The organism is Variovorax sp. J2P1-31, assembly GCF_030317215.1.
In the GTDB taxonomy this organism is placed as follows: Bacteria; Pseudomonadota; Gammaproteobacteria; order Burkholderiales; family Burkholderiaceae_C; genus Variovorax.
Window position 1 is genome coordinate 1,142,298 of the sequence record NZ_JASZYA010000003.1, and the last position, 24,530, is coordinate 1,166,827.

The following is a 24,530-nucleotide window of genomic DNA, read 5'->3' on the forward strand; positions in this document are numbered from 1 at the left end:
TGGCACTTTGCTGTGCCCCCTGATTCTGTGAACCGGGTTTCAATGTGTCCAATGAGATAATTAGCAGAGTTCATTGCGAAAAACGCAATGAAACCTTTGTTGAACCTGAATGGCGTCTTCAGATGCTCCCCAACGTCCGTGAGCTACAGCACCTGGTCTTTCTTGCGGAAGAGCGGCACTTCGCGCGCGCGGCGCAACGCGCGTGCCTGTCGCAGTCCGCGTTCAGTCGCAGCGTCGGTGCGCTGGAGGCGCAGTTGGGGCTTCGGCTGTTTGACAGAGATTCGCGCCACGTCTACATCACCGCAGACGGGGAGCGCATCCTTCAGTTGGCACGCCGGCTGCTGGCGTCGGCCGCAGACTTGAGCCGAGAGGCCGGGCTGCTTCGCGGCGGGGAAGTCGGAACGCTCGCGCTAGGGTCCGGGCCTTACACCGCTGTCTTGTTCACGGTGCCCGTCATCACGCAGGCCCGACAAGCATTCCACAAGGTCCGGTTCCGATTGGAGGTCGATCACAGCGCGGCGCTACTGCAGCGACTAGAGGCGGGCGACATCCATCTGTTCCTATCCGACGTGCAGGAACTGCCTGCGAGCGGACCTTGGGAAATCGAGCCACTGGGCAGCTACGGCAGCATGGTGATATGCCGTGCGGATCACCCGATCGCGCGTCACCCGACCATCAGCGTTGAACAGCTGCTTCGGTTGGAACTCGCCAGTGTTCACATCCCGCATCCCATCCGGCGCCGGCTGTCCGAGGCGCTCGGTTTCTCCCACGTTGAGCTGCTCCCCGTGGTCTTCGAGTGCGAGAGCATTGCCGTGCTCAAGGAGTTCGTCATGCGCTCCGATGCCGCGATCATTGCGCCGGCCTCCTTGTTCGAGCACGAGATCCAGGCGGGGCTGCTGACGCAACTGACGGTCGAGCATTGGGATGCACCGAACCAGAACCCAGTGCAGGTGGACCTCGGCATGGTCTGGATGGCCGATCGCACGCCGACCACGGCAATGCGCATCCTGATGGACCTGGTACGTCAGCACGCTGCGCAGCGCTTGACGCCCGGAGTGCAGCGAAAGCTTGCCTCGGCAACGTAAGGTCAGGCAATTAAGCGAAAGCGGGCTCCAAGGACTCGGGAAAACGAGGGGGGTTTGGCCCCGAACATTGTCTCAGTCCTGACATTCTTGAGCGCTACCTCGATCCTAGAGTCAAGTTCAGCAGAGTTGACCCGCTGCCGTGCAGGGAGATAGGGACCGCTGCCCTTGTGGCAACGCCTCTGCAGCAACTGAGAACAGGATCGACATGGCTCACGATGAAACACGGGCGTCCGCGACGTCCAGGCAGACCCACGACAACAAAGCTTGGCGGTCCAAGGAAATCACGCAAGGCGTGGATCGAGTCGCGCATCGCTGGCAGTTGCGTGCAACCGGCCTCGATGACGTCAGCATCGAGCAGCCGTTCATCGGCGTGGCGCACACCTATGGCGAGGTCAGTCCTTGCTCCCAGTCCCTGCTGCCTCAGATTCAAGCGGCCAAGCTCGGGGTGGAGGTAGGGGGCGGTACCGCACGCGAGTTCTCGACCATCTCCGTTTCCGACGTGCTGTCGCAGCAGCATGACGGTATGCGGTACAGCCTCATGTCGCGCGAGGTGATTGCCGACTCTGTGGAGTTGGTGATGCGGGCGCAGTGTTACGACGCGCTCGTCGGCATAGGCGCCTGCGACAAGACGATTCCGGGTCTTCTCATGGCGATGGTCCGGCTGAACGTTCCCAGCCTGTTCCTGCATGGCGGTCAGATGCTGGTGGGATGGCACAAGGGTGAGCAGGTCAATCCTCTGCACTTGTTCGAGGGCGTCGGAAAAGTGCACTCCGGCGCAATGAGTGAACAACAACTGGAGCAGATGGGGAAGGATCTGGTCACCACGGCGGGCGCGTGCCCAGGGCAGTTTTCATCGGGCACCGCGGGCAGCATTGCCGAAGTGCTGGGATTCAGTCCACTGGGTTCGAGTGGCATCCCGGCCGCGTTCGCGCAGCGCCAAGCAGTAGCGCGTCAGGCCGGGCAGCAGCTGATGCGCAACGTGCTGGAAGGCGACGGCCCTCTGCCGCGAGATCTACTGACCCGCAAGGGCCTGGAGAACGCCGTGGCGATCGTTGCGGCGACCGGTGGCTCCACCAACGCCACTTTGCACCTGCCGGCCTTGGCCAACGAGGCGGGAATCGCCTTCACGCTGACGGACATGCAGGAGATTCTGCGGCGCACACCCACGCTGGCCAGTCTGATGCCGGGAGGCCCCTACGTGCCCTATGAACTGCATCGCATTGGTGGGGTGCCGGTGGTGATGAAGGCACTGTTGGATGGCGGCTATCTTCATGGCGACGTGCCCACCTTCGATGGGCGCCAACTGAGCGAGGCACTTCATGAGGCTGCCGCGCCCGATGGGAGCATCGTGCGGCCTCACAACGAACCGTTCCGCGCCACCGGTGGACTGGTGGTGCTGCGCGGCAGCCTGGCACCCGATGGCGCGGTGATCAAGATCGCAGGCTTGAATACGTTGGTGCTGGAGGGGCCGGCTCGCGTGTTCGAGAGCGAGGCCAGCGCGGTGGTAGCCATCCGCGCACAAGCCTACCAACAAGGCGACGTCATCGTCATTCGCAACGAAGGTCCGCACGGCGGGCCTGGCATGCGTGAAATGCTCGCGGTGACTTCCGCCATCGTGGGACAAGGGCATGGACAGACCGTGGCTCTGGTAACCGATGGCCGATTCTCGGGAGGAACGCGCGGCCTGTGCGTCGGTCACGTATCGCCCGAGGCGTCTCAGGGCGGGCCTATCGGCCTGGTTCGCAATGGGGACCGCATCCGTGTCGATGCCACGGCGGGGACGCTTGAATGGCTGGTCGACCCGACAGAGGTCGAACACCGCCGCGCCTCATGGCGCCCCGCGCAGCGATGTTCTCGCCTGAGTGGTATCGACGAGAAGTATGTGCGCCTGGTGGGATCTGCGCATCGAGGCGCAGTGACCCATTCGGGAGGAGCCGCGTGAGCATCGAAACGTGCGATCCACGCGTTCTGGTTGAAGTGCTCTCCCGGCCTTGAGACGTCGAGGCGTGAGTCAAAGAACGAGTCAGCGAGCCTGCTCGGCCGCGGCAAGGGTCGCGCGGCGCAGTGCATAGGCCTATGGGCCATCTTCCATCTCTTGATCCAGAGACAGCAAATCAAAGTGAAAAAGCCAAAACACGCGGAGACTTTCCATGACGACATCCACGCCCAGCCCCGGAAGCATTGCCGCTGACAAACTTGCCGCCCCGATGCGCAAGATCATGTGGCGCATCGTCCCCGTACTCTTTGCCTGCTACATACTGAACTTCCTCGACCGGATCAATGTCGGGTTTGCGCAGCTGCAGATGAAGCAGGATCTCGCATTCTCGGACGCGATCTACGGGCTGGGCGCAGGACTGTTCTTCATTGGCTACTTCTTCTTTGAAGTGCCCAGCAACATGCTGTTGGAGAAGATCGGTGCAAGAAAGACGATCTTGCGCATCATGATGCTGTGGGGACTGGCTTCCGCCGCGACGATGTTCGTGAAGACGCCCACCCACTTCTACGTGGTGCGCTTCCTTCTGGGACTGTTCGAGGCCGGATTCTTTCCGGGCATCATTCTGTACCTCACGTTCTGGGCTCCGGCCGCCTACCGCGCGAGAGTCATAGCGCTCTTCATGTCCGCGCTCGTGGTCACGGGCATGATCGCCGGGCCGGTCTGCGGACTGATCCTTCAGAACCTGGACGGGTTCTGGGGACTGCGCGGCTGGCAATGGATGTTCGTCATCGAAGGGCTGCCGAGCTGCATCTTGGGGCTGATGGTCTACCTCCATCTCGACGACAAGCCGGAAGACGCCAAGTGGCTGACTCCCGCAGAAAAGCGTGTAGTGCTCAAAGCACTGGAAGCCGAACGCCCGGACGTGCGAAGCGAGCAAGGCACGCGTCCCAGCCTGCGCAGCGCGTTCACACAACCGATGGTGTACCTGTTCTCCTTCGTGTACTTCTCCATCCTGGCAGGTGGCTACATCATCGCATTCTGGCTGCCTACGACGATACGTGAACTGGGCGTGAGCAACTTCGTGCAGATTGGCCTATATTCAGCCATTCCCTATGTCGCTGCAGGTGTCGCCATGATCGCTTTGTCAAGAAGTTCGGACTTCTTCTCGGAACGTCGTTGGCATGTGGCAACTCCTGCAGCGTTGGGCGGCCTCGCACTGATGGCGCTTCCTCAGGCATCCCATAGCCTCGGCATGTCATTGGCACTGCTGGCCGTCGCCACGGCTGGCCTGTACTCCTCGCTATCCCCGTTTTGGACATTTGCGACCATCTCACTGTCGCGCGCAGAAGCAGCGGCGGGCATCGCGATGATCGCTAGCCTGGGCAATCTGGCAGGCTTCGTCAGCCCATTCATCATCGGCAAACTGCGGGCTGAAACAGGGAGCATGACCTACGGCATCTATTTCTTGGCCGCGGTTGTTCTCATCGGCGCCATGGCTCTTCTAGTCGGAACGCGAGCCACACATCGAAGACAAATGGCTGGTCAGGCTGCATGATCAGTCGAGCTACGTCGCAAGACCTGGCATCGACAACCGACGGTGGGCCAAACCCATTTCTATCTCCGGCATGGTGTGGCGCTGGCCTATCAATAACACGGATCAAGGAGAAACGACATGAAGCTGCCAAAAGCATTGGCGTTCGATGTCTTCGGCACAGTGGTCGATTGGCATCAGAGCATTGCTCGCGAAGCCCGCTCGTTCGTTGCGAACCACTTACCAGGCGTCAGCGCTGAACGGTTTGCATTGGAGTGGCGGATGCTCTACCAACCGGCGATGCAGCGCTGCCGCAGTGGCGATAGGCCGTTCGTGCCACTGGATGAGCTTCACCATGAAATGTTGCTGGAGCTGCTTGAGCAATACAACTTGCCCGCGAGCCGATTTGAGCCGTCAACGCTCCATGGTCTTTCCAGCGCATGGCGTCGGCTTGATCCGTGGCCCGACGTTCCACTTGGCTTGAGCCGACTGCGAACTCACCTTCCCGTGGTCACACTGTCGAATGCCAATGTGTCACTCATGGTGGCGATGAACCGCTTTAATGGGTTGCAGTGGGATGCCATCCTCGGCGCAGAACTCGCCAAGGCTTATAAGCCCGAGCCGACGGCATACCTCGCCACCGCCGCTGCACTCGGACTCCCGCCCCAGGAGCTGTGCCTGGTGGCCTGCCACCATAGCGACCTGGCGGCGGCAAGGGCTTGTGGTTTGCAGACGGCGTATGTAGATCGTCCGCTGGAGTACGGCGGCGCGCCCGCTCCCGATGCGTCTTCCCAGCAAGCATGGGATTGGCAGGCGGAGAGCCTAATCGATTTGGCCGACCAATTCGAACGTGCCGCCGCGAGAATTCACGATGGTGGATAGTATGCATATCGTTCTCAGTTTCTCCGATGCCCCCAGAGGTGCCGAGCTGAGTTCTGGCCCCGGGAGTCCTTCGGAGGCTGGGTAGCTATGCGTCTTGCGAAATTCGATTTGCTGCAGTGGTTGACGCCTGACGTGCAAGAGGAGTTTCTTGCACGCATGTACCGTCGCCACTATGCCGCTGGCCAACCGGTGTATGTGCAGGATGCCCCCGGCAACGAGATGTTCCGTCTCATTTCAGGGACCGTGAAAATATCGGTTCTGAGGGGAGATGGCCGGCACATTACTTATCGCCTCTTTGAATCCGGCGATTGCTTTGGGCAGACGAGCCTGGTGGATGGTGAACCTCGACCGCAGTCGACAGAAGCCAGTAATGCTGTCGAGGTGGACGTGCTGTCGAAGATGGATTTCCGATGGCTCTGCGACCGCTATCGGGTATTCGACCGGGCTATTTCGCGCCTGATGGCTGCACAGTTGCGGGCGATGGCGCAAAACTACGAAGGCGCCAGTTTGGACAGCCTTCCGGTACGGGTGGCGAGGCAGCTCTTGCTTTCCAGAACCATGCAACTGCGCACCGCAGAGCAAGACGATTCGGATGAGTCGCAAATACAGATGTCGCAGTCAGACCTGGCGGCGATGGTTGGCGCTTCGCGACAATCGGTGAATCGGGTTCTCCAGCAGCTGCGCGAGAAACACGTCATCGAAATCAGCTATGGCCGCATTGATCTGACCGATCTACGAGCGCTGAGTTCGATCACAACCCAGTAAGGGAAGCGACCACCCCAGCTCGCGGTAGCAGACATCGCGGAGGCATCCTCGCGAATGTCAACGTCACGATTTTGTGGAGCTGCGGCTCATGGCCAGCAACGCCGGCTCCGACTCGATGACGACACGGCCATAGGGCAGAGATATCGCCCCTGTGGCGGCGAGAGCCTTCAGTTCGAGAGCGAGGGTCTGGCGCGTCAGGCCCAGCATCATGGAGATGCATCTCCTGGGTCACAGGAACCACTCGCCGCGTGCGAGGCGCCATCGGTGCGTCGCCGTGCGTGAGCTTGAGCAGGCGCCGGGCGATGCGCACGCGGGTTGTATGTAGCGCCGCGTCTTCGACGAAACTGTACAGCGTGCGGGTGCGCGCCGATTGCAGCACTGCCATTGCGCGGGCAAAGCGCGCATCGTTCATGAGGCGCTCGAATAAATCGCGGGGGGATATGGAGCAACTGCGCGCTCCGCAGTACGACGATGTCGTGAGACGGCGCACGCCATGATCGACAAGGTCGAGAAGTATGTGCTGGGCTATCGCCTCGTGAATGGCCCGGTCTTTGACGACACACCCAGGGGCCACCGCGTCGCGGTGTACATGCAAGTGGAAGGCTTGGGTGACTACCTGCCCAAGTACGCCGGCAATCTGGACATCATGACTGCGGCGGCGAGCCGAACGGCCGAAGTCTTCGCGGGCGAGATGCTCGCGGGAACCATGCAGCGCACGCTAAAGGAGATTGCAGCATGAATGCCTCCGACGTGAGCGGCAAGAAAATCGTCCTGCATGACATGTGCCTGCGCGATGGCATGCACGCCAAGCGCGAGCAGATCAGCCTGGAGCAGATGGTCAAGGTGGCAACGGCGCTCGATGATGCGGGCGTGCCGTACATCCAGTTCACCCATGGTGCCGGACTGGGTGGCAACTCCCTGCAGCATGGCTTTGCCCCCCATAGCAACGACGAGTACATCAGTGCCGTGTGCGCGCAGGTGAAGCAGGCCAAGGTTTCGGTGCTGCTTTGTCCCGGGAGGGAACCATGGCCGAGCTTCGGTCGGCTTACGACTGCGGCGCGCGCAGCGTGCAAGTCGCCACCCATTGCACGGAGGCGGATACCTCGTCGCAGCACATTGCGTTTGCTCGCAAGCTGGGAATGGACACGACGGGGTTCCTCATGATGGCGCACCTCAACAGTCCGGAGAATCTGGCCGCGCAAGGAAAGCTAATGGAGAGCTATGGAGCGCAGACGGTCTACATCACGGACTCCGCAGGCTATCTGCTTCCCGAGGACGTCGGCGCGGCCGTGTCGGCGCTGCGCGACGTGCTCGATCCCGCGACTGAGATCGGCTTCCATGGGCAGCACAACCTGGGGATGGGCATCGCGAACTCCGTCGCCGCCGTGCGCGCGGGCGCGACGCGCATCGACGGATCGGTTGCCGGCCTGGGCGCGGGCAACACCCCTCTGGAGGTCTTCGACGCCGTGTGCGAACGCATGAGCGGAACGGCCTACGGCACCGTGGTACTGCATTCGCCCCCCGAGGCCGCTGCCGGCGGCCCTCTCGCGGCCGTTCGTGATGGGGACCTCATCGAGCTGAACGTGCCGCAGCGCCTGCTGCGCCTGCATGTCAGCGCCGAAGAGCTGGCCGCACGTCTCGCCAAGTGTAAGGCGCCCACAGCGCCGCTGGAGAGCGGCTACTGGCGCCTGCATGTCGACCACGTCTCGCAAGCAGATGAAGGCTGCGACCTGGACTTCCTCGTTGGTCCACGAGGCGCATTCGTCCCGAGAAACAATCACTGAACACTGCGGATGGGCGCTCGCATGCCGGCGACCGCCCCTCCGCTCAAGGCCCGAAAATCAACTCGCGCTGCGCTCTCGCGCTGATGCGCGGGTTTTCGCAGACGGGCTCCCAGGCAGGTCCACCGACGCGAGGATCGAATCGCGGCACACCGTCAGGATCTCGTCGGCCAGCGGCGAATCGTCCGGGCAGGCGCGCGACAGGACGATAGCGCCCACCACGTGGGTCAGGATGCCGAGCGACCGGGCTCGCGCCTGTTCCGGATCTGCACCATCCAATGCAGTGCCCGCGCGGCTCAGCTCAGCCAGCAGGCTCTCGATGCCAGCCACGAACGTCGACCGGACCGCTTCGGGCTGACGGGCGGCGTCCCCGCCCAGCGCAGCCATCGTGCAACCGCTGGCGCGGGCGTCGCGATGCTCGCGCGAGACGTAGGCGCGCACGAAATCCGGGGTGTCCACTCCCGCGGTCAGCGCCGCTGTCTGCGCGATGCCGCACGCTGCGGATTCCGCCATCAGATCGGCCTTGGAGCCGAAGTGCTTGTAGAAGCCGCCGTGGGTGAAGCCCGCAGCGGCCATCAGGTCGGCAACGCCCACGCCGTCGTAGCCACGCTCGCGGAAGAGCGCCGACGCTGTTTCGACGATGTGCGCCCGGTTCGCCTGCGCTTGTGCCTTGGTGACCTTCATATCGGAGTTGAGTTGATTTTTCGCTGTGCGAGGAGGCCTCACTATACATTGATGTCGTTCATCATCAAACCTCTTGACAAGTTAGATTATGATCATCATCATTGGTGGCTCTCACTTGAAAGGACCCTGATCATGAGCAACACGCACCTGACCGCACCCACCCAGTTCGTCGAGGTCGATGGCGACAAGTTCGCCTACCGCCGCTGGGGCAACGCCTCGAGTTCGCAGTCGCCGCTGTTCTTCGTGCAGCACTTCCGCGGTGGCATGGATCACTGGGACCCGCTGCTGACCGATGGTCTCGCCACTGGCCGCGAGGTCATCCTCTTCAACGGCCGTGGCATTGCCTCGTCGAGCGGCACTCCGCGCAACCGCATCGAGGACATGGCCGACGATATTGCGCTGGTAATCCAGGCGCTGGGTCTGTCGCAGGTGGACCTGCTGGGCTTCTCGCTCGGTGGCTTCCAGGTGCAGGAGGTGACGCTGCGCCATCCGCAGCTCGTGCGCAAGTTGCTGCTGCTGGGCACCGGGCTGCGCGGCGGCGATCCGAACATGGAGCCCAAGGTGCTCGAAGTCGCGCCCCGACCGGTGCCCACGGTGGAGGACTTCCTCTACCTGTTCTTCGGACGCTCCGAAGCCGCCAAGCAGGCTGGGCAGGCCTTCTGGGATCGCCGCCACCAGCGTGTCGACCAGGACCCGCCCAGCTCCGCAGCGGTGGCCCAGGCGCAGGCCGAAGCACATGGCGCCTACCTGCCGCCGCTGGCTGGCGAGAACCCCTACGCCTACCTGAATGGCATCCAGCAGCCCACGCTGGTGCTCAACGGGGTCAAGGACGTGATGATCCCCACGATCAACTCCTGGCACCTGGCGCAGAACATCCCCAACGCCCAGCTGCTGGTCTACCCGGACGCCGGCCACGGCGCGCAGTTCCAGTACCCCGAACGCTTCCTCAAGCACGCCATCCAGTTCCTGGCGGAGTGACGGTGCGCACGAGTAACTGCGCCACCAGCCATTGACTTCACTCGGCGGCCGCATGCCGCGCATCGGCCGCGTGTCCATCCATTCAAGAGAACGATTACCAACATGAGCAAGATAGCGCTCTTCGAGCCGTACAAGCTGGGACCTCTGACCCTCGCCAATCGCATCGTCATGGCGCCGCTGACCCGCAACCGCGCCGGCGCCGGCCTGGTGCCCAGCGAGCTGGCCGCGATCTACTACGCACAGCGCGCTTCGGCCGGCCTGATCATCACCGAGGCCACCCAGGTGTCGGCCCAGGCCCAGGGCTATCAGGACACCCCCGGCCTGTACACGCCCGAGCAGATCGCCGGCTGGCGCCAGGTCACGGACGCGGTGCACGCCCAGGGCGGGCGCATCTTCGTGCAGCTCTGGCATGTGGGCCGCGTGTCGCACGTCGATGTGCAGCCGGGCGGTGCCGCGCCGGTCGCGCCCTCGGCCATCCGCGCGGCGACCAAGACCTTCGTCAACAACGGCTTTGCTGACGTGTCCGAACCCCGCGCCCTCGAATTGAGCGAGCTGTCGGGCATCGTGAACGACTTCCGCCAGGCCGCTGCCAACGCCATCGCCGCCGGCTTCGACGGCGTGGAGGTCCACGGCGCCAATGGCTACCTGCTGGAGCAGTTCATCAAGGACGGGGCCAACCATCGCACCGACGCCTACGGCGGCTCGGTCGAGAACCGCGCCCGCCTGCTGCTGGAGGTCGTCGCCGCGGTGGCGAAGGAGATCGGTGCCGATTGCACCGGCGTGCGCATCTCCCCCGTATCGCCGGCCAACGGCATCTCCAGCAGCGACCCGCAGCCGCAGTACGGCTACATCGTCGAACAGCTCGGCACGCTGGGCATCGTCTACCTGCACGTGGTCGAAGGTGCGACGGGCGGCCCGCGCGACGTGGCCCCATTTAACTTCGCCGCGCTGCGTAGCAGCTTCAAGCAGACCTACCTCGCCAACAACGGCTACGACCTGGAATTCGCTGCCGCTCAGCTCGAATCGGGCAAGGCGGACCTGTTTGCCTTCGGTCGGCCGTTCATCAGCAACCCCGATCTTGTCGAACGATTGAAGAGCGGCGCGCCGCTGGCACAGCTCAACCCGTCCACGCTCTACGGCGGAGGCGCCGCGGGCTACACCGACTACCCCACGCTGGCCGAGGCCGGGTAAGCAAACAGGCGCCGGGCCCAACGCTGCGGCCCGGTGCCCTCTGATCTGCGGAGAACGTCCATATGACCACCCAATCCACCGCCCTCATTACCGGCGCTTCGACCGGCATCGGCGCCACCTACGCCGAGCGCTTCGCGCAGCGAGGGCACGACCTCGTGCTGGTCGCGCGCGACAAGGCACGCCTGGACGCGCTTGCGCAGCGCCTGCGCGACGAACGCCAGGTTGCCGTGGACGTGCTGCAGGCCGACCTGACGAATCAGGCCGACCTGGCTACCGTCGAAGCCCGCCTGCGTGACGACGCCCGTATCGACATCCTGATCAACAACGCCGGCATGGCCCAGTCGGGCGGCTTCGAGCAGCAGACGGCAGAGAGCATCGACCGTCTGATCGCGCTCAACATCACGTCGCTCACGCGGCTCGCGGCAGCAGCCGCGCCGCGCTTTGCGCAGGCAGGCGCTGGCTCGATCGTCAACCTCGGCTCCGTGGTCGGCTTCGCGCCCGAATTCGGCATGTCGATCTACGGTGCCACCAAGGCGTTCGTGCTGTTCCTGTCGCAGGGGCTGAGCTTGGAACTGGCTCCCAAGGGGGTCTACGTGCAAGCCGTGTTGCCAGCGGCCACCCGCACCGAAATCTGGGAGCGCGCCGGGATCGACGTCAACACGCTGACCGAGGTAATGGACGTCGACGAACTGGTCGATGCGGCACTGGTCGGTTTCGACCGCCGCGAACTGATCACGATCCCGCCGCTGCACGTGGCCGAGCGCTGGACTGCGTTGGACGGCGCGCGTCAGGGACTTTTGGCGGACATCCGGCAGGCGCACGCTGCCGACCGCTATCGACAGCAAGCCTGATTGCCCCCTCAGTTCTTCATCACCCCATCACTCTTTCCACCGGAGACACCATGCTTTACCTGTCCCGAGTCGGCCTGTGCCTGCTCGCTCTCTCTGCCACGCTGCTGTCGGCCTGCGCCACGGCCGACAAGCCGCCTGTGGCCGCAGCCACATCTGCCAAGGTCGCCACGACGCAGGGCCTCACATGGAACAGCGTGCCAACGCAGGCCCTCTCTGCGGGCGGCGTTGACTTCGCGTACCGCGAGCTGGGCCAGAAGAACGCCGGCACGCCGGTGATCTTGCTCACCCATCTGGCCGCCGTTCTGGACAACTGGGACCCCCGTGTGGTGGATGGCATCGCCGCTAAGCACTACGTGGTCGCGTTCGACAACCGCGGCATCGGCGCCTCCACCGGCTCGCCGGCTAACACCATCGAACAAATGGCGGACGACGCCATCACCTTCATCAAGGCCAAAGGCTTCAAGCAGGTGGACCTCTTCGGCTTCTCGATGGGCGGAATGATCGCCCAGGAGATCGTGCTGAAAGAGCCGCAGCTCGTGCGCAAGCTGATCCTGACGGGCACCGGCCCCGCGGGCGGTCCAGGCATCAGCACCGTGGCGGGCGTGGCGAACTACGACCTGCTGCGCGCGACCTTCACCGGCCAAGACCCGAAGCAGTACCTCTTCTTCACCCGCACGCCGAATGGGATCGAGGCCGGCAAGACTTTCCTGAAGCGCCTGCAGGAGCGCACCGTGAACCGCGACAAGGACATCGCCGCGGGGGCGTATCTGGCGCAGTTGCAGGCGCTCAGCGCATGGGGGCAGAAGCGGCCTGCTGACCTTTCGGTGATCAAGCAGCCGGCCCTCGTGGCCAATGGCGACGACGACCGGATGGTGCCGACCAGCAATACCTACGACCTAGCCAAACGCCTGCCCAACAGCGAGCTGATCGTCTACCCCGATGCAGGTCACGGAGGCATCTTCCAGTACCACGAGGACTTCGTGCCCAAGGCACTGGCCTTCCTGGCCAAGTGATGCGTGACCTGGCTGCTAACGTGAGGCCTGCATCTCAAAGCGGCATTCGCTACGTCACGCCTGCACAGCGCCATGCTGGCCTTGATGCGGTGATCGCACGCGCTCTACACCCAGGCGCGCGAGCGCCATCCGGCGCACTGGGCGCGCAGCACGCGCAACTGAACACCAGCGGGCGCGGTGACACTGAATCCGGAGCGTGACAGCGTGGCCGCGGCCGACGTGGACCGCTTACGTAAACAGCGCTTGGCTGCATGACTCAGGCGACAACTATCTTGACACGGGCAGGAGTCGCGAAGCCTGAGCCTCAAGCACAGGGGGCAACTGTGGGAGCAGTGGACTGCGCGGGGCCTGGCGGCAACCACCGCGGCCAACCCGCAGCTGCTCCCGCTGATTGCCCAACGCTAGGCGGGTCACCCGAGAAGTGGCGCAGGCTTTCGCCCAAAATGGCAACCAAGTCGCCCTTTCCGTCGAATTGCTCGGGATTAGCGGCACCAAATGATGGCCACGCCGTCTCCGGCGCTTTGGAAACCAAGGCGTGAGTAAGCCGATGGGCACTCGAAAACCCTAAACCCGCTCTCGCCCCCCGCTCTCGCCCGGGTAGAAACGATAGTTCAGCCCGATGCAAATTCGCCACACCTTCTGAAAGGTGACGGCAACAGCCGTTTGAACTCGGAGCGCACATGACCCGAGGCAAACAGTTCGCGTGCCGAGCTACCCAAGCCGTGGAGGCGACTGGGTCCGAGGCGGCTCGGAAAGCCTGAACTGTCCTCCTGTGAGAAACGCGAATCTTCGGCTCTCATTGAGGCGCCTGGTCCATACTGCGCGCCACTCCGAAGCTCGAAAAGTTCCACCTTGCCGCACTTCTCTGCCATTTGTACGACATTGTGATATAATGTCGACAAACGCATAGAATATCCTATATTCCTTGAAAAGAGTGAGGATATGCAGGGTCTTGGTGGTGAGCCTTTTGCGCGCTCACCCGCTCCCGGGATCTGACTTTGGCAGCCGGGCGCCTATGTCGGCTGGCCGCACATGATCATCCTGAAGCTGGCTTGGAGTGCGGATGCCATAAGGAACGACATCGATGACGGCCACAGCCCCTTCCTGAGCACCATCTGAGGCCCTCTCGCGAGGGCGCCTCGCGAGACGACCAGTCGTCCAGAATGACGTGAGCTTTCTCCTGTGGGTCAGCATCGGTACGGCAGCACAATTTCTAATTCAGCGCAGACAAAGATATGGGTATCTCACCAAGCAACAGCAGCATCACTCATTCGATTTATCAGGTCTTGCGCGCCGATTTGCTTAAAGGTCGGTACGCACCCGACGTTAAGTTGAAGATCGCCGATCTTGGTGATGCGCTCTCCGTGAGCTCTGGGGTCATCCGAGAGGCCTTGTCGCGGCTATCCGCGGAGGGGCTAGTTGTCGCGGAGCCGCAGCGGGGCTTCCGCGTCGCGCCCGTATCTGCTAGCGAGTTCATTGATCTCGCAGGTGCGCGAGTCGAACTGGAAGGGATTTGTCTGCGAAAGGCGATCGAATTGGGCAATGTAGAGTGGGAGAGCAGAATCATGTCTGCGCTTCACCGCCTTAAGCGTTTGTCGATTCTCGGGCCAGCCGAGGCAGAAGATGTACTGGCGGTCACTGACGCGCATTCTGAATTTCATCGCGCGCTTATCGATGCTTGCGGCAGCGACTGGCTACTTCGGGCCCGCGACCTTCTTTTCACACACAGTGAGAGATATCGATGGCTATCGTTGCTGCATGCGAACCGTGAGCGTGATCTCAACAGTGAGCATGAAGAGTTAGCGAAAGCGGTTGTTGAACGGAGGCCGCAGCTCGCGTGCGAGCTACTAGGCACTCACCTCAATCGAACAGTAGACTATCTGCTCGGTACAGACTTTCTCAGATAGCGTACCAAGCACCCCGAAAGTTTGGGTTGCGCGTTTCCGTTGGCCACCCCGATTCGCAGCGGTGCGTGGAAGCGGGCATGTTCGAAGAACGCTTGCGGGCAGATGGAGCGATGGAGTTCAGAAAAGCAAAGCTGTCTGTGTCCTGCACAACGAGACTTCCACCGAATGCCCAGCCGCGCGGCGACGGTCCAGGGCGTGGTCGCCTGTCGCCGTCACGATTCGCAGGCCCGCCGCATGCAGCACAGCCAACGCTGCGGGCGTGCCGGCCTTGACCGGATCAGACAGCCAGCCGGCGCTCGTCAGCGTGCCCGTCTTGCTCACGATGAGCATGTCGACGCGGCGCAGGTTGTCGATGGCGGCGGCGTCGCGGAACGACGCACCCTGCGTCGCGCCACGTCCCGTCGCCACCATGATCGACATCGACATCGACATCGACATCGCCAGTCGACATCGCCAGTCGACATCGCATTGATGTTTCCGGAAATGAAGCACAACTCTCGGGTGAGCCTTTGGTATTCGATCATGTCTTGACGTTAATTCGGCTTCCGTATTCGCTCGTCTCATTGCGATGCGTTGCCGCCTAACGGCATCGCCAAGAACGTCACAGCGCATGTTTCGCGAATCATGTATGATCATCGTCATGCGAAATACGAATCACAACGTCAGAACTGCGGCTAAGGAAGCCTCGCACGAGCGCATCGTTTCCGCAGCTGCGCGGGCGATCCGTCGTAGCGGCTACGACGGCACCGGAGTCGCCGACATCATGAAGGAGGCCGGCCTGACCCATGGCGCCTTCTATGCTCATTTCACGTCGCGCGAAGCTATGCTCACCGAAGCAGCGAGTCGGGCGTGCGCTGAGTCAGCTGCCGTAGCGGCGGAGGTTGTCGCCAGCGTGCCTTCCGAGCAGGCTTTGCCATCCATGCTTCGCGTCTATCTCTCGCGCGAGCACCTGGAACAAGTTGAAATGGGGTGTCCCCTGGCCGCACTGGGCTCGGAGACGCCTCGCCAGGCACCCGAAGTACGCCGGGTGACCACCCGGCACGTCAAGGAAATGATCGATCTTGTCGCCCGTCAGTCGCCTGACTGGGGGCAGCCCGGTGCCCACGAACGGGCACTCGTGACCGTCGCCACTATGGTGGGCACATTGCTGCTGGCCCGTGCGGTCGACGAGCCTGCACTGTCGGACAGTCTGTGCGCGGCCGCATTGAAGCATCTACCCCCCACCTGAGCCAACTGAAACATGCAGCCTAGCTGCTCGCCAGAACATATGATGAACATCATTTCAATAGCACAATACGCGGTTCAAGGAGAAACATGATGAACATGGCAAACAAGGTTGCGCTCATTACAGGGGCCTCTTCAGGCATCGGTGAAGCGACTGCGCAGCGGCTTGCGAAGGCTGGCTACAAGGTTTACGGCACCAGCAGACGTGGAGATCAGGCGGGTCGACGATCGTTCGAAATGCTGCCCCTTGATGTGACCAAGGACGAGTCGGTCGAAGCTGCGGTCCAGAAGGTGATGCAGTTGGAAGGCCGCATCGACCTTCTCGTCAACAACGCAGGCTTCGGGGTCGCAGCAGCCGGCGCTGAAGAAAGTTCGATCGAGCAGGCTCAGTCGATCTTTGATACCAACTTTTTCGGGCTGGTGCGGATGACCCGGGCCGTTGTGCCGCATATGCGCAGCCAAAAGGGTGGGCGCATCATCAATATCGGCTCCGTGCTGGGTTTCCTGCCCATGCCTTACATGGCGCTGTACTCCGCCACCAAGCATGCGGTCGCGGGCTATTCGGAATCGCTCGACCATGAACTGCGCAAGCAGGGCATTCGCGTCTCGGTGGTCGAGCCTGCCTACATCAATACGCCTTTCGACGCGAACCTAATTCAACCCGATGCGCCCCTCGACGTGTATCGAGAGATTCGCGAGGGAGTGGCGAAACGCGTCAAGGAAGCGCTAGTGGGCGCGGACAGGCCCGATGTGGTCGCCGAAATCGTGTTGAAGGCGGCAACGGTGGCGCATCCAAAGATCCACTACACCCCGGGCCTTGCTAGCCGCATGCGGCTGCTGCGTAGATTTGCGCCCGCCAGGGTGTTAGATGCAGGGGTTCGAAAAGACCTTCGACTCGAAGCTTAGGCGGCTATCCGCGTGACCGTCTTGGACCCTCCGCAAACCTCGGCGCAAAAATACCAAGGAAAGACATGCAAGCTTTTGTTCTCGGTCGATATGGGAAAAAGCTCGCATGGCCCTTGGCAGACGTGCCGACACCGGAACTGCGCGACGACGAAGTCCTGGTGCAGGTCCACGCCGCTGGCGTAAACCTGCTGGACTCCAAAATCAGGGACGGAGAGTTCAAGCTCATACTGCCCTACCGTCTGCCTCTGATCCTCGGTCACGATGTGGCCGGAGTGGTGGTCAAAGTCGGCCCACGCGTGCGCCAGTTTAAGCTGGGTGATGAGGTCTATGCGCGGGCGGACGACTTCCGCATCGGTACGTTCGCCGAATTCGTCCCCGTCAAGGAAGCCTCGCTGGCGCTCAAGCCCAAGGGCCTCACGATGGAAGAAGCCGCCTCCATTCCTCTGGTGGCTTTGACGGCTTGGCAGGCACTGATCGAGAGGGCGCGCCTGAAGAAGGGGCAGAAGGTCTTCATCCAGGCTGGCTCCGGCGGCGTGGGCACCTTTGCCATTCAGCTGGCCAAGCATCTGGGCGCCACCGTGGCCACGACGACGAGCACGACCAATGTCGCGCTCGTGAAGAGTCTGGGCGCAGACGTCGTCATCGACTACAAGACGCAGGACTTCGAGGATGTCTTGCGGGACTACGACGTGGTCCTGAACAGCCAGGACAACAAGACGCTCGAAAAATCCCTTCGCGTGCTCAAGCGCGGCGGAAAGCTCATCTCCATCTCCGGACCGCCCGATCCCGAATTCGGCAAGGACATCGGGGCACCCGGCTTCGTGAAGCTGGTCATGCGGCTACTGAGCTCGGGAATCAGGCGGAGGGCAAAGAGCCGTGGCGTTGGCTTCTCGTTCCTCTTCATGAAGCCGAACGGGAGCCAGCTGCGCGAGATCACCCGTCTCTTCGATGCTGGCGTCATCCGCCCCGTGATGGATCGGGTCTTCCCGTTCGAGTCGACCAACGAGGCCCTGGCCTATGTCGAAGCAGGTCGCGCAAAAGGCAAGGTCGTTATCAAGATCAAGTGAGCCTAGTTCTCCACCCCAGCTTTTGGGAACTCCCATCAAGATTGCAAACGCTATTGCCCTCGCACGGGTCAACCGCGGTGTCGGCCTGGCCTTCGCGCGCGAGCTGCTCGCCCGCGGTGCCCCAAAGGTCTACGCCGGCGCACGCGACCCTGCGACCATTACCCAATCCGGTGTGGAGGCCCTGCACCTGGACGTCAACAAGCCGGAAGACATGGCGGCCGCCGCAGCGCTTGCGTGCGTCCGATGTGACGCTGGTGATCAACAACGCCGGCATTGCGCAGCCGGGGAGCTTTCTCGCAGCCGATAGCGAAGACTTCGCACGGAGCATCTTCGAGACCAATTACTTCGCCGTGCGCATGAGCAATGCCTTCGCGCCAATTCTCAAGACCAACGGTGGCGGCGCGCTGCTCAACGTCCTGTCGGTCGCCTCGTGGGTGAACGACGGCGAGCTGGCGGCCTATTCGGCAAGCGAGTTCGCAGCCTGGTCGCTCACCAATGCCCTGCGCAATGAACTGGCGGCGCAGAAGGCGCAAGTGCTGGGGCTGCACATGGCGTACGTCGACACCGACTTCACGCGCGGGTTCGATGTCCCGAAGTCCAGTCCCGAGGAAATCTTCAGGCGCGTGCTCGACGGAATCAAATCGGGCGTCGATGAGGTGCAGGCCGATGAACTCACCCAGCAGGTCAAGCACGGGATTAAGGCGGCAGGGCCCAGCTACCTTCCGCCGGTGCCGAGATGGGTCTGCGCATTGCGGGCGTCAAGCTCGCTGGCAACAGCGTGCAGGCAGCGATGGACTACTTCTCTTCCAACCGCAGCGGAATTCAGCGCTGACCGCCATGCCCGCAACGGCTTCATCAGAAGCCGATCGCGAGCCCGTCCCGTCGACCGTCAGAGCCACCCATATAGACACCCGATCCCTGATCGACCCAGATTGCATGGCAGGTACCGAGCGGGCTCGGCGCTGCCACCGGCTCGTGGCCTCGCTTGCGAAGGCCTGACCACACCGCGTCAGGAACCGTCCGCTCGAGCTCCAACACATCGCCTCTGGCGAACATCCGCGCATGATCGATAGCTTGCTGCACAGACATGCCGTAGTCGACGATATTCGAGAGTACTTGGAGCTGGCCCGCCGGCTGGAAGTGGCCACCAGTAACTCCAAAGCTCATGACGGTGTCTGCATCCTTGGTGACCAACGCGGGAATGATGGTGTGCATGGGCCGCTTGCGTCCCTGCAACTCGTTGGGATGACCTTCCTCAAGTACGAAGCCTGATCCTCGGTTGTGCATCAGGACTCCTGTGCCAGGTGCCACGATCCCGCTGCCAAAATCGTCGTATATCGAATTGATGAATGAGACGAGCGTGCCGTCCGAGTCGGCGACTGACACGTAGACGGTGTCCTTGTGTTCGGGCAACGCAACAGGCGTCCATCCATCGGACTTCGTGTCTAGATCGATCCCTCGGGTCAAGCGTTCAATCGTGTCGTCGGAAAGCAGCTCATTCACATCTACTGCGTTGAACCGCGGGTCGCATAGGAAAGCGTTACGTTGTGCATAGGCGATGCGCGATAGCTCTGCCTGAAGATGGAACCTTTCTGCACTGAGTGGCCCCATTGCACTGAGATCAAACGCCTCGAGCATCGCCGCAATCTGCAGCGCCACGACCCCTTGCCCGTTAGGCGGGCACTCCCACAATCGATAGCCACGGTAGCTCGCCGAAATCGGCGTCACATACTCCGGCTTGAATTCAGCGAAATCGTCGAGGCTCAGCAGGCTTCCCTTCTTTCGCAACGAGGTCACGATGTTCTCGGCAACCCAGCCTTCGTAGAACGAGTCAGCGCCGGACTTGGCGATGGCGCGCAGCGTCTTGCCCAACTGAGGATTGCTTCTGCGTTCGCCTAAGGCAGGCGCTCTGCCTGCGGGAAAGAACAGGGCTTTCGCTTCTGCCGTCGCCATCATTTTTGCCGCCTGTCGCGCCCAATCGTGCGCAAGCCGTTCCGTGACCAGATAACCCAATTCGGCGGCACCGATCGCGGGCTCGAGCAGTTCTTGCAGCGAACGCGTCCCGTAGTCTTCGACCAATCGATTCCATGCGCGTACCGCACCTGGAACGGTCAGGGCATGGACGCTATCGACCGGGATGGAGGTCATTCCGCGCCCGCGCAATTCTTCCGCGCTCGCCGCCTTGGCAGCCCAACCCGATCCGTTGAGCGCGACCGGCGCCTGGCCACGTTTTCTAAGCATGACGAAGCAGTCGCCGCCGATTCCGGTCTGGGTCGGTTCGACGACTGCCAGCATTGCCGCAGCAGCGACTGCTGCATCGATGGCATTCCCACCGGACCGCAGGACGTCCAGTCCAGCCAATGCTGCCTGCGGGTTGGAGGTCGCCACCATTCCCCTGCTGCCGACCGCGACAGACCGGCTTGGGGCTTCAAAATCTCGCATCGAAATTCCTAAATCGTTAACGGCACGTTGAGGGATACCTTGATCCGCTGCATGGCAACGTAAGTCTTGAACGTCTTGATGTTTCCTGCCGAGAAAAACAGCTCGCGCGTGAGCTTTTCGTATTCGGACATGTCCTTGACGTTGATCACGAGCATGAAGTCGAAATCACCAGTCACGTAGTAGACCTGCTGCACCTGCACACAGTTCGCGAAACTCTTCTTGACTTGATCGAGCAGATCCAGCCGCTCGCTCTCCAGCTTCACCTCGACCAGGATGGTGATGGGGCGACCCACCGCCGTTGGATCGACGACGGCTACCGTCGTCATGATGACGCCGGCCGCTTCAAGCGCAGCAATTCGCCGGTTCACTGCCGACGGCGACAGGTTCACCTCTTCCGAGAGCTGGCGTTGGGAAATCTTGCTGTCCGCCTGCAGGAGGCTGAGGAGCTTGATGTCGTAGTTGTCTAAAAGCATGGTTGTTATGCGTCAGCGCTTGCTAAATTCTGGGCCGCAAGGAGCGGTTTTTTGACGCGTATGTGCGCTGGCAACCGAAACATTGTTGCACCAGGGGCTCAAAACGAGGAAAAGCGCCCAATTTTGTGCGTGCCACGCGCCCTATCAGGGGAAACCCTCGGCTGAATGTTTCACGAACGCAATAACGGCGCGCTTTCGCTATCCAGATTCAACCATTCGTGCGAGGGGTCACTTTTACGATTTCCTATACCACTCCACCTACCTGAAGGAACAAACTCCATGTCCACGAACGGTCATCGCCCCCGCAACATCTTCAACGCAGTTGCCTGCGCGGCAACGCTTGTGGCCAGTGTTGCCATCGCACAACCGCGGCCGGCCTCGGCGCCTGTGGCCGTAGCGGCGCCATCGGTGGCTTCGCCTACGCTCAACGCCATCAAGGCACGTGGCCAGCTCATTTGCGGCGTCGGCGGTGATCGCCCCGGCTTCGGCTTCCCCGACGCACGCGGCGTGATGCGCGGCTTCGATGCAGACGTGTGTCGATCCATCGCGGCGGCGATCTTCGGCAATCCGGACAAGGTTCGCTTCGTCTCTTTGACCAGCCTGACGCGCTTCCCGTCGCTTCAGTCCGGCGAAGTCGACATCGTGGCTCGCTTCACCACCTGGACGCTGACCCGCGAAGCGCAGCTTGGCTTGGAAGTGCCGGCAATCCACTTCTATGACGGTCAGGGCTTTCTTGTAAAGAAAAAGGACGGCATCAAGAGCGCGCATGATCTCGGCGGCGCCTCAGTGTGTTTCCAGCCCGGCTCCACCGGCGAAGTGAATGCCGCCGACTTTTTCCGCGCAAACAAGCTCGAGATGAAGCCGGTCGTCATCGAGAAGATGGAGCAAATGCGCGACGCCATCGTGAGCGGCCGTTGCGACGCCTATACAAACGACACCGCGCAACTTGCTTCTTTCAAGGCATCCATCGGTAGCGCTGGTAACGACTACCAGGTCCTGCCCGAAATCATCTCCAAGGAGCCGCTGGGAGCTTTCATCCGCAAGGGTGACCAGCGCTTCTTTGACATCGTTCGCTGGACCCACGCGGCCATGCTGAACGCCGAAGAATTCGGCATGACAGCCGCCAACATTGACAAGTTCAGAAACAACTCGAATCCGGCTATCCAGCGCTTCATGGGTGAGACCGGCGACCTCGGCGCCGCGCTCGGCCTCGACGCGCAATGGGCAGTGAACGTCGTGAAAGGCGTTGGCAACTATGCTGAGATCTACGAGCGCAGCATCGCGCCCCTGGGCCTGCCGCGCGGCCTGAATCGTCTACTGAAGGACGGCGGCATCCAGTACGCCGCTCCGATGCGCTAGTCACGCTGATGTCGCCGGCTCAAATCGAGCCGGCGAATCCCTTTCCCCTAGTCAATGTTTAAGCCCGCCATCTGGTCGGGATGGCGAAACTCCAATGTCCTCAAACAGATTGTCCCGCTCCAAGGTCCCCATGCGTCGGGTCGTATGGCAAGTGCTCGCTGCGCTGATCGTGATCGGCGTTTTCAGCTGGCTGATCGGTAATGCACAGGCGAATCTCGGCGCACGTAATGTTGCCTCGGGATTCGGCTTTCTGCAACGCGAAGCAGGGCTTCCCATTGCGGAGCACCTGATCCCTTACACCCCAGCAGATAGCTATTTGCGTGCGCTGGTCGTGGGCATGCTCAACACGCTCTGGGTTGCGTTTTGGGGCATCGTGCTCGCCACAATCCTGGGCACCGTAATCGGAGTTGCCCGCCTATCGAAGAACTGGCTGCTCGCAAAGCTGATGTCGGCTTACGTCGAGTTCTTCCGCGATCTGCCCCTGCTGTTGCAACTGTTCCTCTGGTACGCCCTTCTTCAGGGTCTGCCGCCGGTTCGCCAAGCGATCCACCCCATCGCGGGCGTCTACCTGTCCAACCGCGGCTTGAGCTTCCCGGTTCTCGACTGGCAAACGGCCCACAGCTGGACGCTCCTCGCTTTCATCCTTGGTTTGATTGCCACTGTGATCTCCGCAAAGCGAGCCACTCGCAAGTCACTGGACGATGGGCGCCAACGCGCCACTTGGCCGACCGCGGTCCTGCTCATGGCGGTTATGCCCGCCACGGTCGTGATTACGCTGGGCGCTCCGTTCGCCTTGGACATGCCTAGCCCACAGAGTTTCAACATCCGTGGCGGCGTCACCGTCTCGCCAGAATTCTTTGCGCTGTTGTTTGGTCTGGTGATCTACAACGCGGCATTCATTGCCGAAATTGTTCGTTCCGGCATCCAGTCGGTTAGTCATGGACAGATAGAAGCATCCCGCGCCCTTGGCTTGAAATCATCAAACACGTTGAAATGGATCGTGTTCCCGCAGGCACTCCGAGTGATCGTTCCGCCGCTAACGAGCCAGTACCTCAACCTGGCCAAGCAATCCTCCCTGGCCGTTGCCATTGGCTATCAGGACATCGTCTCCATTGCCACCACGGCGATGAACCAGAACGGTCAAGCGGTGGAACTTGTGGCAATCATCATGGGCGTCTACCTCACGATCAGTCTCTCGATCAGCGCGCTGATGAACCACTACAACGCCCGTATTGCACTAGTGGAGCGCTAACGTGACCATCCTATCCGTGAAACACTCTGTCCATTCCAGCACCACCGTCATGCGTACACCCCCGGTGCAGGAACGCAGCGGCCCGATTGCGTGGCTGCGCCAAAACCTCTTCTATTCGTGGATATCGACGCTGACGACGATCGTCCTTCTGGTTGTGTTGGCGAAGTTCTCTGCATCCGTTTTCCAGTGGGGAGTCGTCAACGCGATCTGGAGTGTCCCAACAGGTCCGCAGGGGCCTAACAGCGACGCCTGCAAGGCCGTTCAAGGCAGCGGCGCATGCTGGGCCGTCATCACGGACAAGTATCGCTTCATGCTCTTCGGCATGTACCCCTTCGAGGAACAGTGGAGAGCCTTGATCGTCGTCTTGCTGTTCATTGGTCTCTACGTCGTGTCCGGAATGAAGCGCTTTTGGCGACCCGCCTTGGCCGGTGTGTGGACACTGGCGCTTGTGGCCATTGGCTTACTCATGTGGGGCGGAGTTTTCGGCCTGCAGTTCGTGCCGCAGACGCAATGGGGCGGCTTGGCATTGACTCTGATTCTGGCGACGGTTGGCGTTGCAGTGGCTTTCCCGCTGGCGATTCTGGTGGCTCTGGGACGCCGTTCGAAGCTGCCGTTTATCCGATGGATCTGCGTCGCATATGTCGAGATGATTCGCGGCGTTCCACTGATCACGCTGCTGTTCATGGCGAGTGTGATGTTCCCGCTGCTGATGCCAGAAGGCGTCAACCTGGACAAGCTCTTGCGCGCTCAGGTTGCCATCATTCTCTTTTTTGGCGCCTATCTCGCCGAGGTCATCCGCGGCGGCTTGCAGGCGCTGCCGAAGGGACAGTACGAAGCGGCGCATGCGTTGGGTCTCTCCTACTGGTCGACGAACCGCAAGATCATCCTCCCACAAGCGTTGCAGCTCGTCATTCCGCCGCTCGTCAACAACTTCATTGGCTTCTTCAAGGACACGTCGCTGGTGCTCGTCATCGGTCTCTATGACCTGCTCGCGGCCTCGCGCGCTGCGATCGGCGAGCCCGCTTGGCAGGGCTTTGCGGTCGAAACGTACATATTCGTAGGCTTCATCTACTTCGCGTTCTGCTTTGCCATGTCCAAGTACAGCCAGAAGCTTGAAGTCCACCTCAATCAGCATAGAAAGCGCTAAACCTATGACTATCGCAACGACAGTAGCACCGGCCGCTCGCCAGCAAGGCGTCGCAG

The 24,530-nt window shown here is 61.7% G+C and carries 22 protein-coding genes and 4 pseudogenes; 21 read left to right on the forward strand and 5 right to left on the reverse strand.

Features of this window, described 5'->3' with window-relative positions:
* The first annotated feature begins 122 nt into the window (after positions 1 to 122).
* The 5 genes from QTI20_RS25255 to QTI20_RS25275 all read left to right on the forward strand — a co-directional run bounded on the left by QTI20_RS25255 (position 123) and on the right by QTI20_RS25275 (position 6,199).
* Positions 123 to 1,085 carry a LysR family transcriptional regulator gene (locus QTI20_RS25255; RefSeq protein WP_286556153.1) on the forward strand — a complete coding sequence of 321 codons (963 nt, stop codon included), beginning with the start codon at positions 123 to 125 and terminating at the stop codon, positions 1,083 to 1,085.
* A gap of 205 nt (positions 1,086 to 1,290) precedes the next feature.
* On the forward strand, positions 1,291 to 3,027 hold the full coding sequence (locus tag QTI20_RS25260) for a dihydroxy-acid dehydratase (protein ID WP_286556154.1): 1,737 nt from the start codon (positions 1,291 to 1,293) through the stop codon (positions 3,025 to 3,027).
* A gap of 208 nt (positions 3,028 to 3,235) precedes the next feature.
* Positions 3,236 to 4,576, forward strand: a complete 1,341-nt coding sequence (locus QTI20_RS25265; RefSeq protein ID WP_286556156.1) for an MFS transporter — start codon at positions 3,236 to 3,238, stop codon at positions 4,574 to 4,576.
* A 117-nt stretch (positions 4,577 to 4,693) separates the two neighbouring features.
* Positions 4,694 to 5,434, forward strand: a complete 741-nt coding sequence (locus tag QTI20_RS25270) for a haloacid dehalogenase type II (RefSeq protein WP_286556157.1) — start codon at positions 4,694 to 4,696, stop codon at positions 5,432 to 5,434.
* 87 nt (positions 5,435 to 5,521) lie between these two features.
* Positions 5,522 to 6,199: a Crp/Fnr family transcriptional regulator gene (locus tag QTI20_RS25275; RefSeq protein WP_076196714.1), complete on the forward strand. Its 678-nt coding sequence runs from the start codon at positions 5,522 to 5,524 to the stop codon at positions 6,197 to 6,199.
* Positions 6,200 to 6,262: 63 nt separating this feature from the next.
* On the opposite strand, the gene QTI20_RS25280 is transcribed toward QTI20_RS25275, so the two are convergent.
* Positions 6,263 to 6,409, reverse strand: a complete 147-nt coding sequence (locus QTI20_RS25280; RefSeq protein ID WP_239467159.1) for a hypothetical protein — start codon at positions 6,407 to 6,409, stop codon at positions 6,263 to 6,265.
* Positions 6,410 to 6,677: 268 nt separating this feature from the next.
* On the opposite strand from QTI20_RS25280, the pseudogene QTI20_RS25285 reads away from it, so the two are divergent.
* The 3 genes and pseudogenes from QTI20_RS25285 to QTI20_RS25295 all read left to right on the forward strand — a co-directional run.
* Positions 6,678 to 6,938 (forward strand): annotated as a pseudogene (locus tag QTI20_RS25285) (acetaldehyde dehydrogenase (acetylating)); the annotation flags it as partial.
* Positions 6,935 to 7,680: pseudogene (gene dmpG / locus QTI20_RS25290) on the forward strand (4-hydroxy-2-oxovalerate aldolase); the annotation flags it as partial. The pseudogenes QTI20_RS25285 and dmpG, both read left to right, overlap by 4 nt.
* Positions 7,678 to 7,983 (forward strand): dihydroxy-acid dehydratase domain-containing protein, encoded by a 306-nt coding sequence (locus tag QTI20_RS25295; RefSeq protein ID WP_286556209.1) that lies wholly within the window; start codon positions 7,678 to 7,680, stop codon positions 7,981 to 7,983. The pseudogene dmpG and the gene QTI20_RS25295, both read left to right, overlap by 3 nt.
* Before the next feature lie 57 nt (positions 7,984 to 8,040).
* Here QTI20_RS25295 and QTI20_RS25300 read toward each other — a convergent pair whose 3' ends face one another.
* A complete protein-coding gene (locus QTI20_RS25300; protein ID WP_076196716.1) occupies positions 8,041 to 8,664 on the reverse strand; it encodes a TetR/AcrR family transcriptional regulator in 624 nt (207 codons plus the stop codon).
* A gap of 132 nt (positions 8,665 to 8,796) precedes the next feature.
* Here QTI20_RS25300 and QTI20_RS25305 point away from each other — a divergent pair, with 132 nt between their 5' ends.
* The 6 genes and pseudogenes from QTI20_RS25305 (at position 8,797) to QTI20_RS25325 (ending at position 14,604) form a co-directional block, all read left to right on the forward strand.
* Positions 8,797 to 9,642, forward strand: coding sequence for an alpha/beta fold hydrolase (locus QTI20_RS25305; RefSeq protein ID WP_076196718.1), 846 nt, complete (start codon positions 8,797 to 8,799; stop codon positions 9,640 to 9,642).
* A 102-nt stretch (positions 9,643 to 9,744) separates the two neighbouring features.
* Complete coding sequence (locus QTI20_RS25310; protein WP_286556164.1) at positions 9,745 to 10,833, forward strand: alkene reductase; 1,089 nt, start codon at positions 9,745 to 9,747, stop codon at positions 10,831 to 10,833.
* A gap of 62 nt (positions 10,834 to 10,895) precedes the next feature.
* Entirely contained in the window at positions 10,896 to 11,684 is a 789-nt protein-coding gene (locus QTI20_RS25315; protein ID WP_286556166.1) for an SDR family NAD(P)-dependent oxidoreductase, read from the forward strand.
* Between the two features lie 50 nt (positions 11,685 to 11,734).
* The gene (locus QTI20_RS25320; protein ID WP_076196724.1) at positions 11,735 to 12,697 is read left to right on the forward strand and encodes an alpha/beta fold hydrolase; all 963 of its coding nucleotides are present in this window, start codon (positions 11,735 to 11,737) and stop codon (positions 12,695 to 12,697) included.
* 38 nt (positions 12,698 to 12,735) lie between these two features.
* Positions 12,736 to 12,952 (forward strand): annotated as a pseudogene (locus tag QTI20_RS30805) (IS3-like element ISAzo10 family transposase); the annotation flags it as partial.
* 980 nt (positions 12,953 to 13,932) lie between these two features.
* On the forward strand, positions 13,933 to 14,604 hold the full coding sequence (locus tag QTI20_RS25325) for a GntR family transcriptional regulator (RefSeq protein WP_076196726.1): 672 nt from the start codon (positions 13,933 to 13,935) through the stop codon (positions 14,602 to 14,604).
* 117 nt (positions 14,605 to 14,721) lie between these two features.
* Here the strand turns inward: QTI20_RS25325 and QTI20_RS25330 are convergent, their stop codons facing one another.
* A complete protein-coding gene (locus QTI20_RS25330; protein WP_286574297.1) occupies positions 14,722 to 15,036 on the reverse strand; it encodes a hypothetical protein in 315 nt (104 codons plus the stop codon).
* 196 nt (positions 15,037 to 15,232) lie between these two features.
* Here QTI20_RS25330 and QTI20_RS25335 point away from each other — a divergent pair, with 196 nt between their 5' ends.
* From QTI20_RS25335 to QTI20_RS25350, 4 genes and pseudogenes are all read left to right on the forward strand, one after another.
* Positions 15,233 to 15,832, forward strand: coding sequence for a TetR/AcrR family transcriptional regulator (locus QTI20_RS25335; protein ID WP_286556168.1), 600 nt, complete (start codon positions 15,233 to 15,235; stop codon positions 15,830 to 15,832).
* A gap of 89 nt (positions 15,833 to 15,921) precedes the next feature.
* Complete coding sequence (locus QTI20_RS25340) at positions 15,922 to 16,734, forward strand: oxidoreductase (protein ID WP_286556211.1); 813 nt, start codon at positions 15,922 to 15,924, stop codon at positions 16,732 to 16,734.
* 65 nt (positions 16,735 to 16,799) lie between these two features.
* A complete protein-coding gene (locus QTI20_RS25345) occupies positions 16,800 to 17,801 on the forward strand; it encodes an NADP-dependent oxidoreductase (RefSeq protein WP_286556170.1) in 1,002 nt (333 codons plus the stop codon).
* Positions 17,802 to 17,835: 34 nt separating this feature from the next.
* Positions 17,836 to 18,526: pseudogene (locus QTI20_RS25350) on the forward strand (SDR family oxidoreductase); the annotation flags it as partial.
* 130 nt (positions 18,527 to 18,656) lie between these two features.
* Here the strand turns inward: QTI20_RS25350 and ggt are convergent.
* Together ggt and QTI20_RS25360 are read right to left on the reverse strand one after the other, a co-directional pair.
* Positions 18,657 to 20,192, reverse strand: a complete 1,536-nt coding sequence (ggt, locus tag QTI20_RS25355) for a gamma-glutamyltransferase (protein WP_286556172.1) — start codon at positions 20,190 to 20,192, stop codon at positions 18,657 to 18,659.
* A 59-nt stretch (positions 20,193 to 20,251) separates the two neighbouring features.
* On the reverse strand, positions 20,252 to 20,716 hold the full coding sequence (locus QTI20_RS25360; protein ID WP_076196736.1) for an Lrp/AsnC family transcriptional regulator: 465 nt from the start codon (positions 20,714 to 20,716) through the stop codon (positions 20,252 to 20,254).
* Positions 20,717 to 20,995: 279 nt separating this feature from the next.
* Here QTI20_RS25360 and QTI20_RS25365 point away from each other — a divergent pair, with 279 nt between their 5' ends.
* The 3 genes from QTI20_RS25365 to QTI20_RS25375 all read left to right on the forward strand — a co-directional run bounded on the left by QTI20_RS25365 (position 20,996) and on the right by QTI20_RS25375 (position 24,474).
* Positions 20,996 to 22,075 (forward strand): amino acid ABC transporter substrate-binding protein, encoded by a 1,080-nt coding sequence (locus QTI20_RS25365; protein ID WP_076196738.1) that lies wholly within the window; start codon positions 20,996 to 20,998, stop codon positions 22,073 to 22,075.
* 130 nt (positions 22,076 to 22,205) lie between these two features.
* Complete coding sequence (locus QTI20_RS25370) at positions 22,206 to 23,327, forward strand: amino acid ABC transporter permease (protein ID WP_083686622.1); 1,122 nt, start codon at positions 22,206 to 22,208, stop codon at positions 23,325 to 23,327.
* Positions 23,328 to 23,376: 49 nt separating this feature from the next.
* Positions 23,377 to 24,474, forward strand: coding sequence for an amino acid ABC transporter permease (locus QTI20_RS25375; protein WP_286556212.1), 1,098 nt, complete (start codon positions 23,377 to 23,379; stop codon positions 24,472 to 24,474).
* Positions 24,475 to 24,530 lie beyond the last annotated feature (56 nt).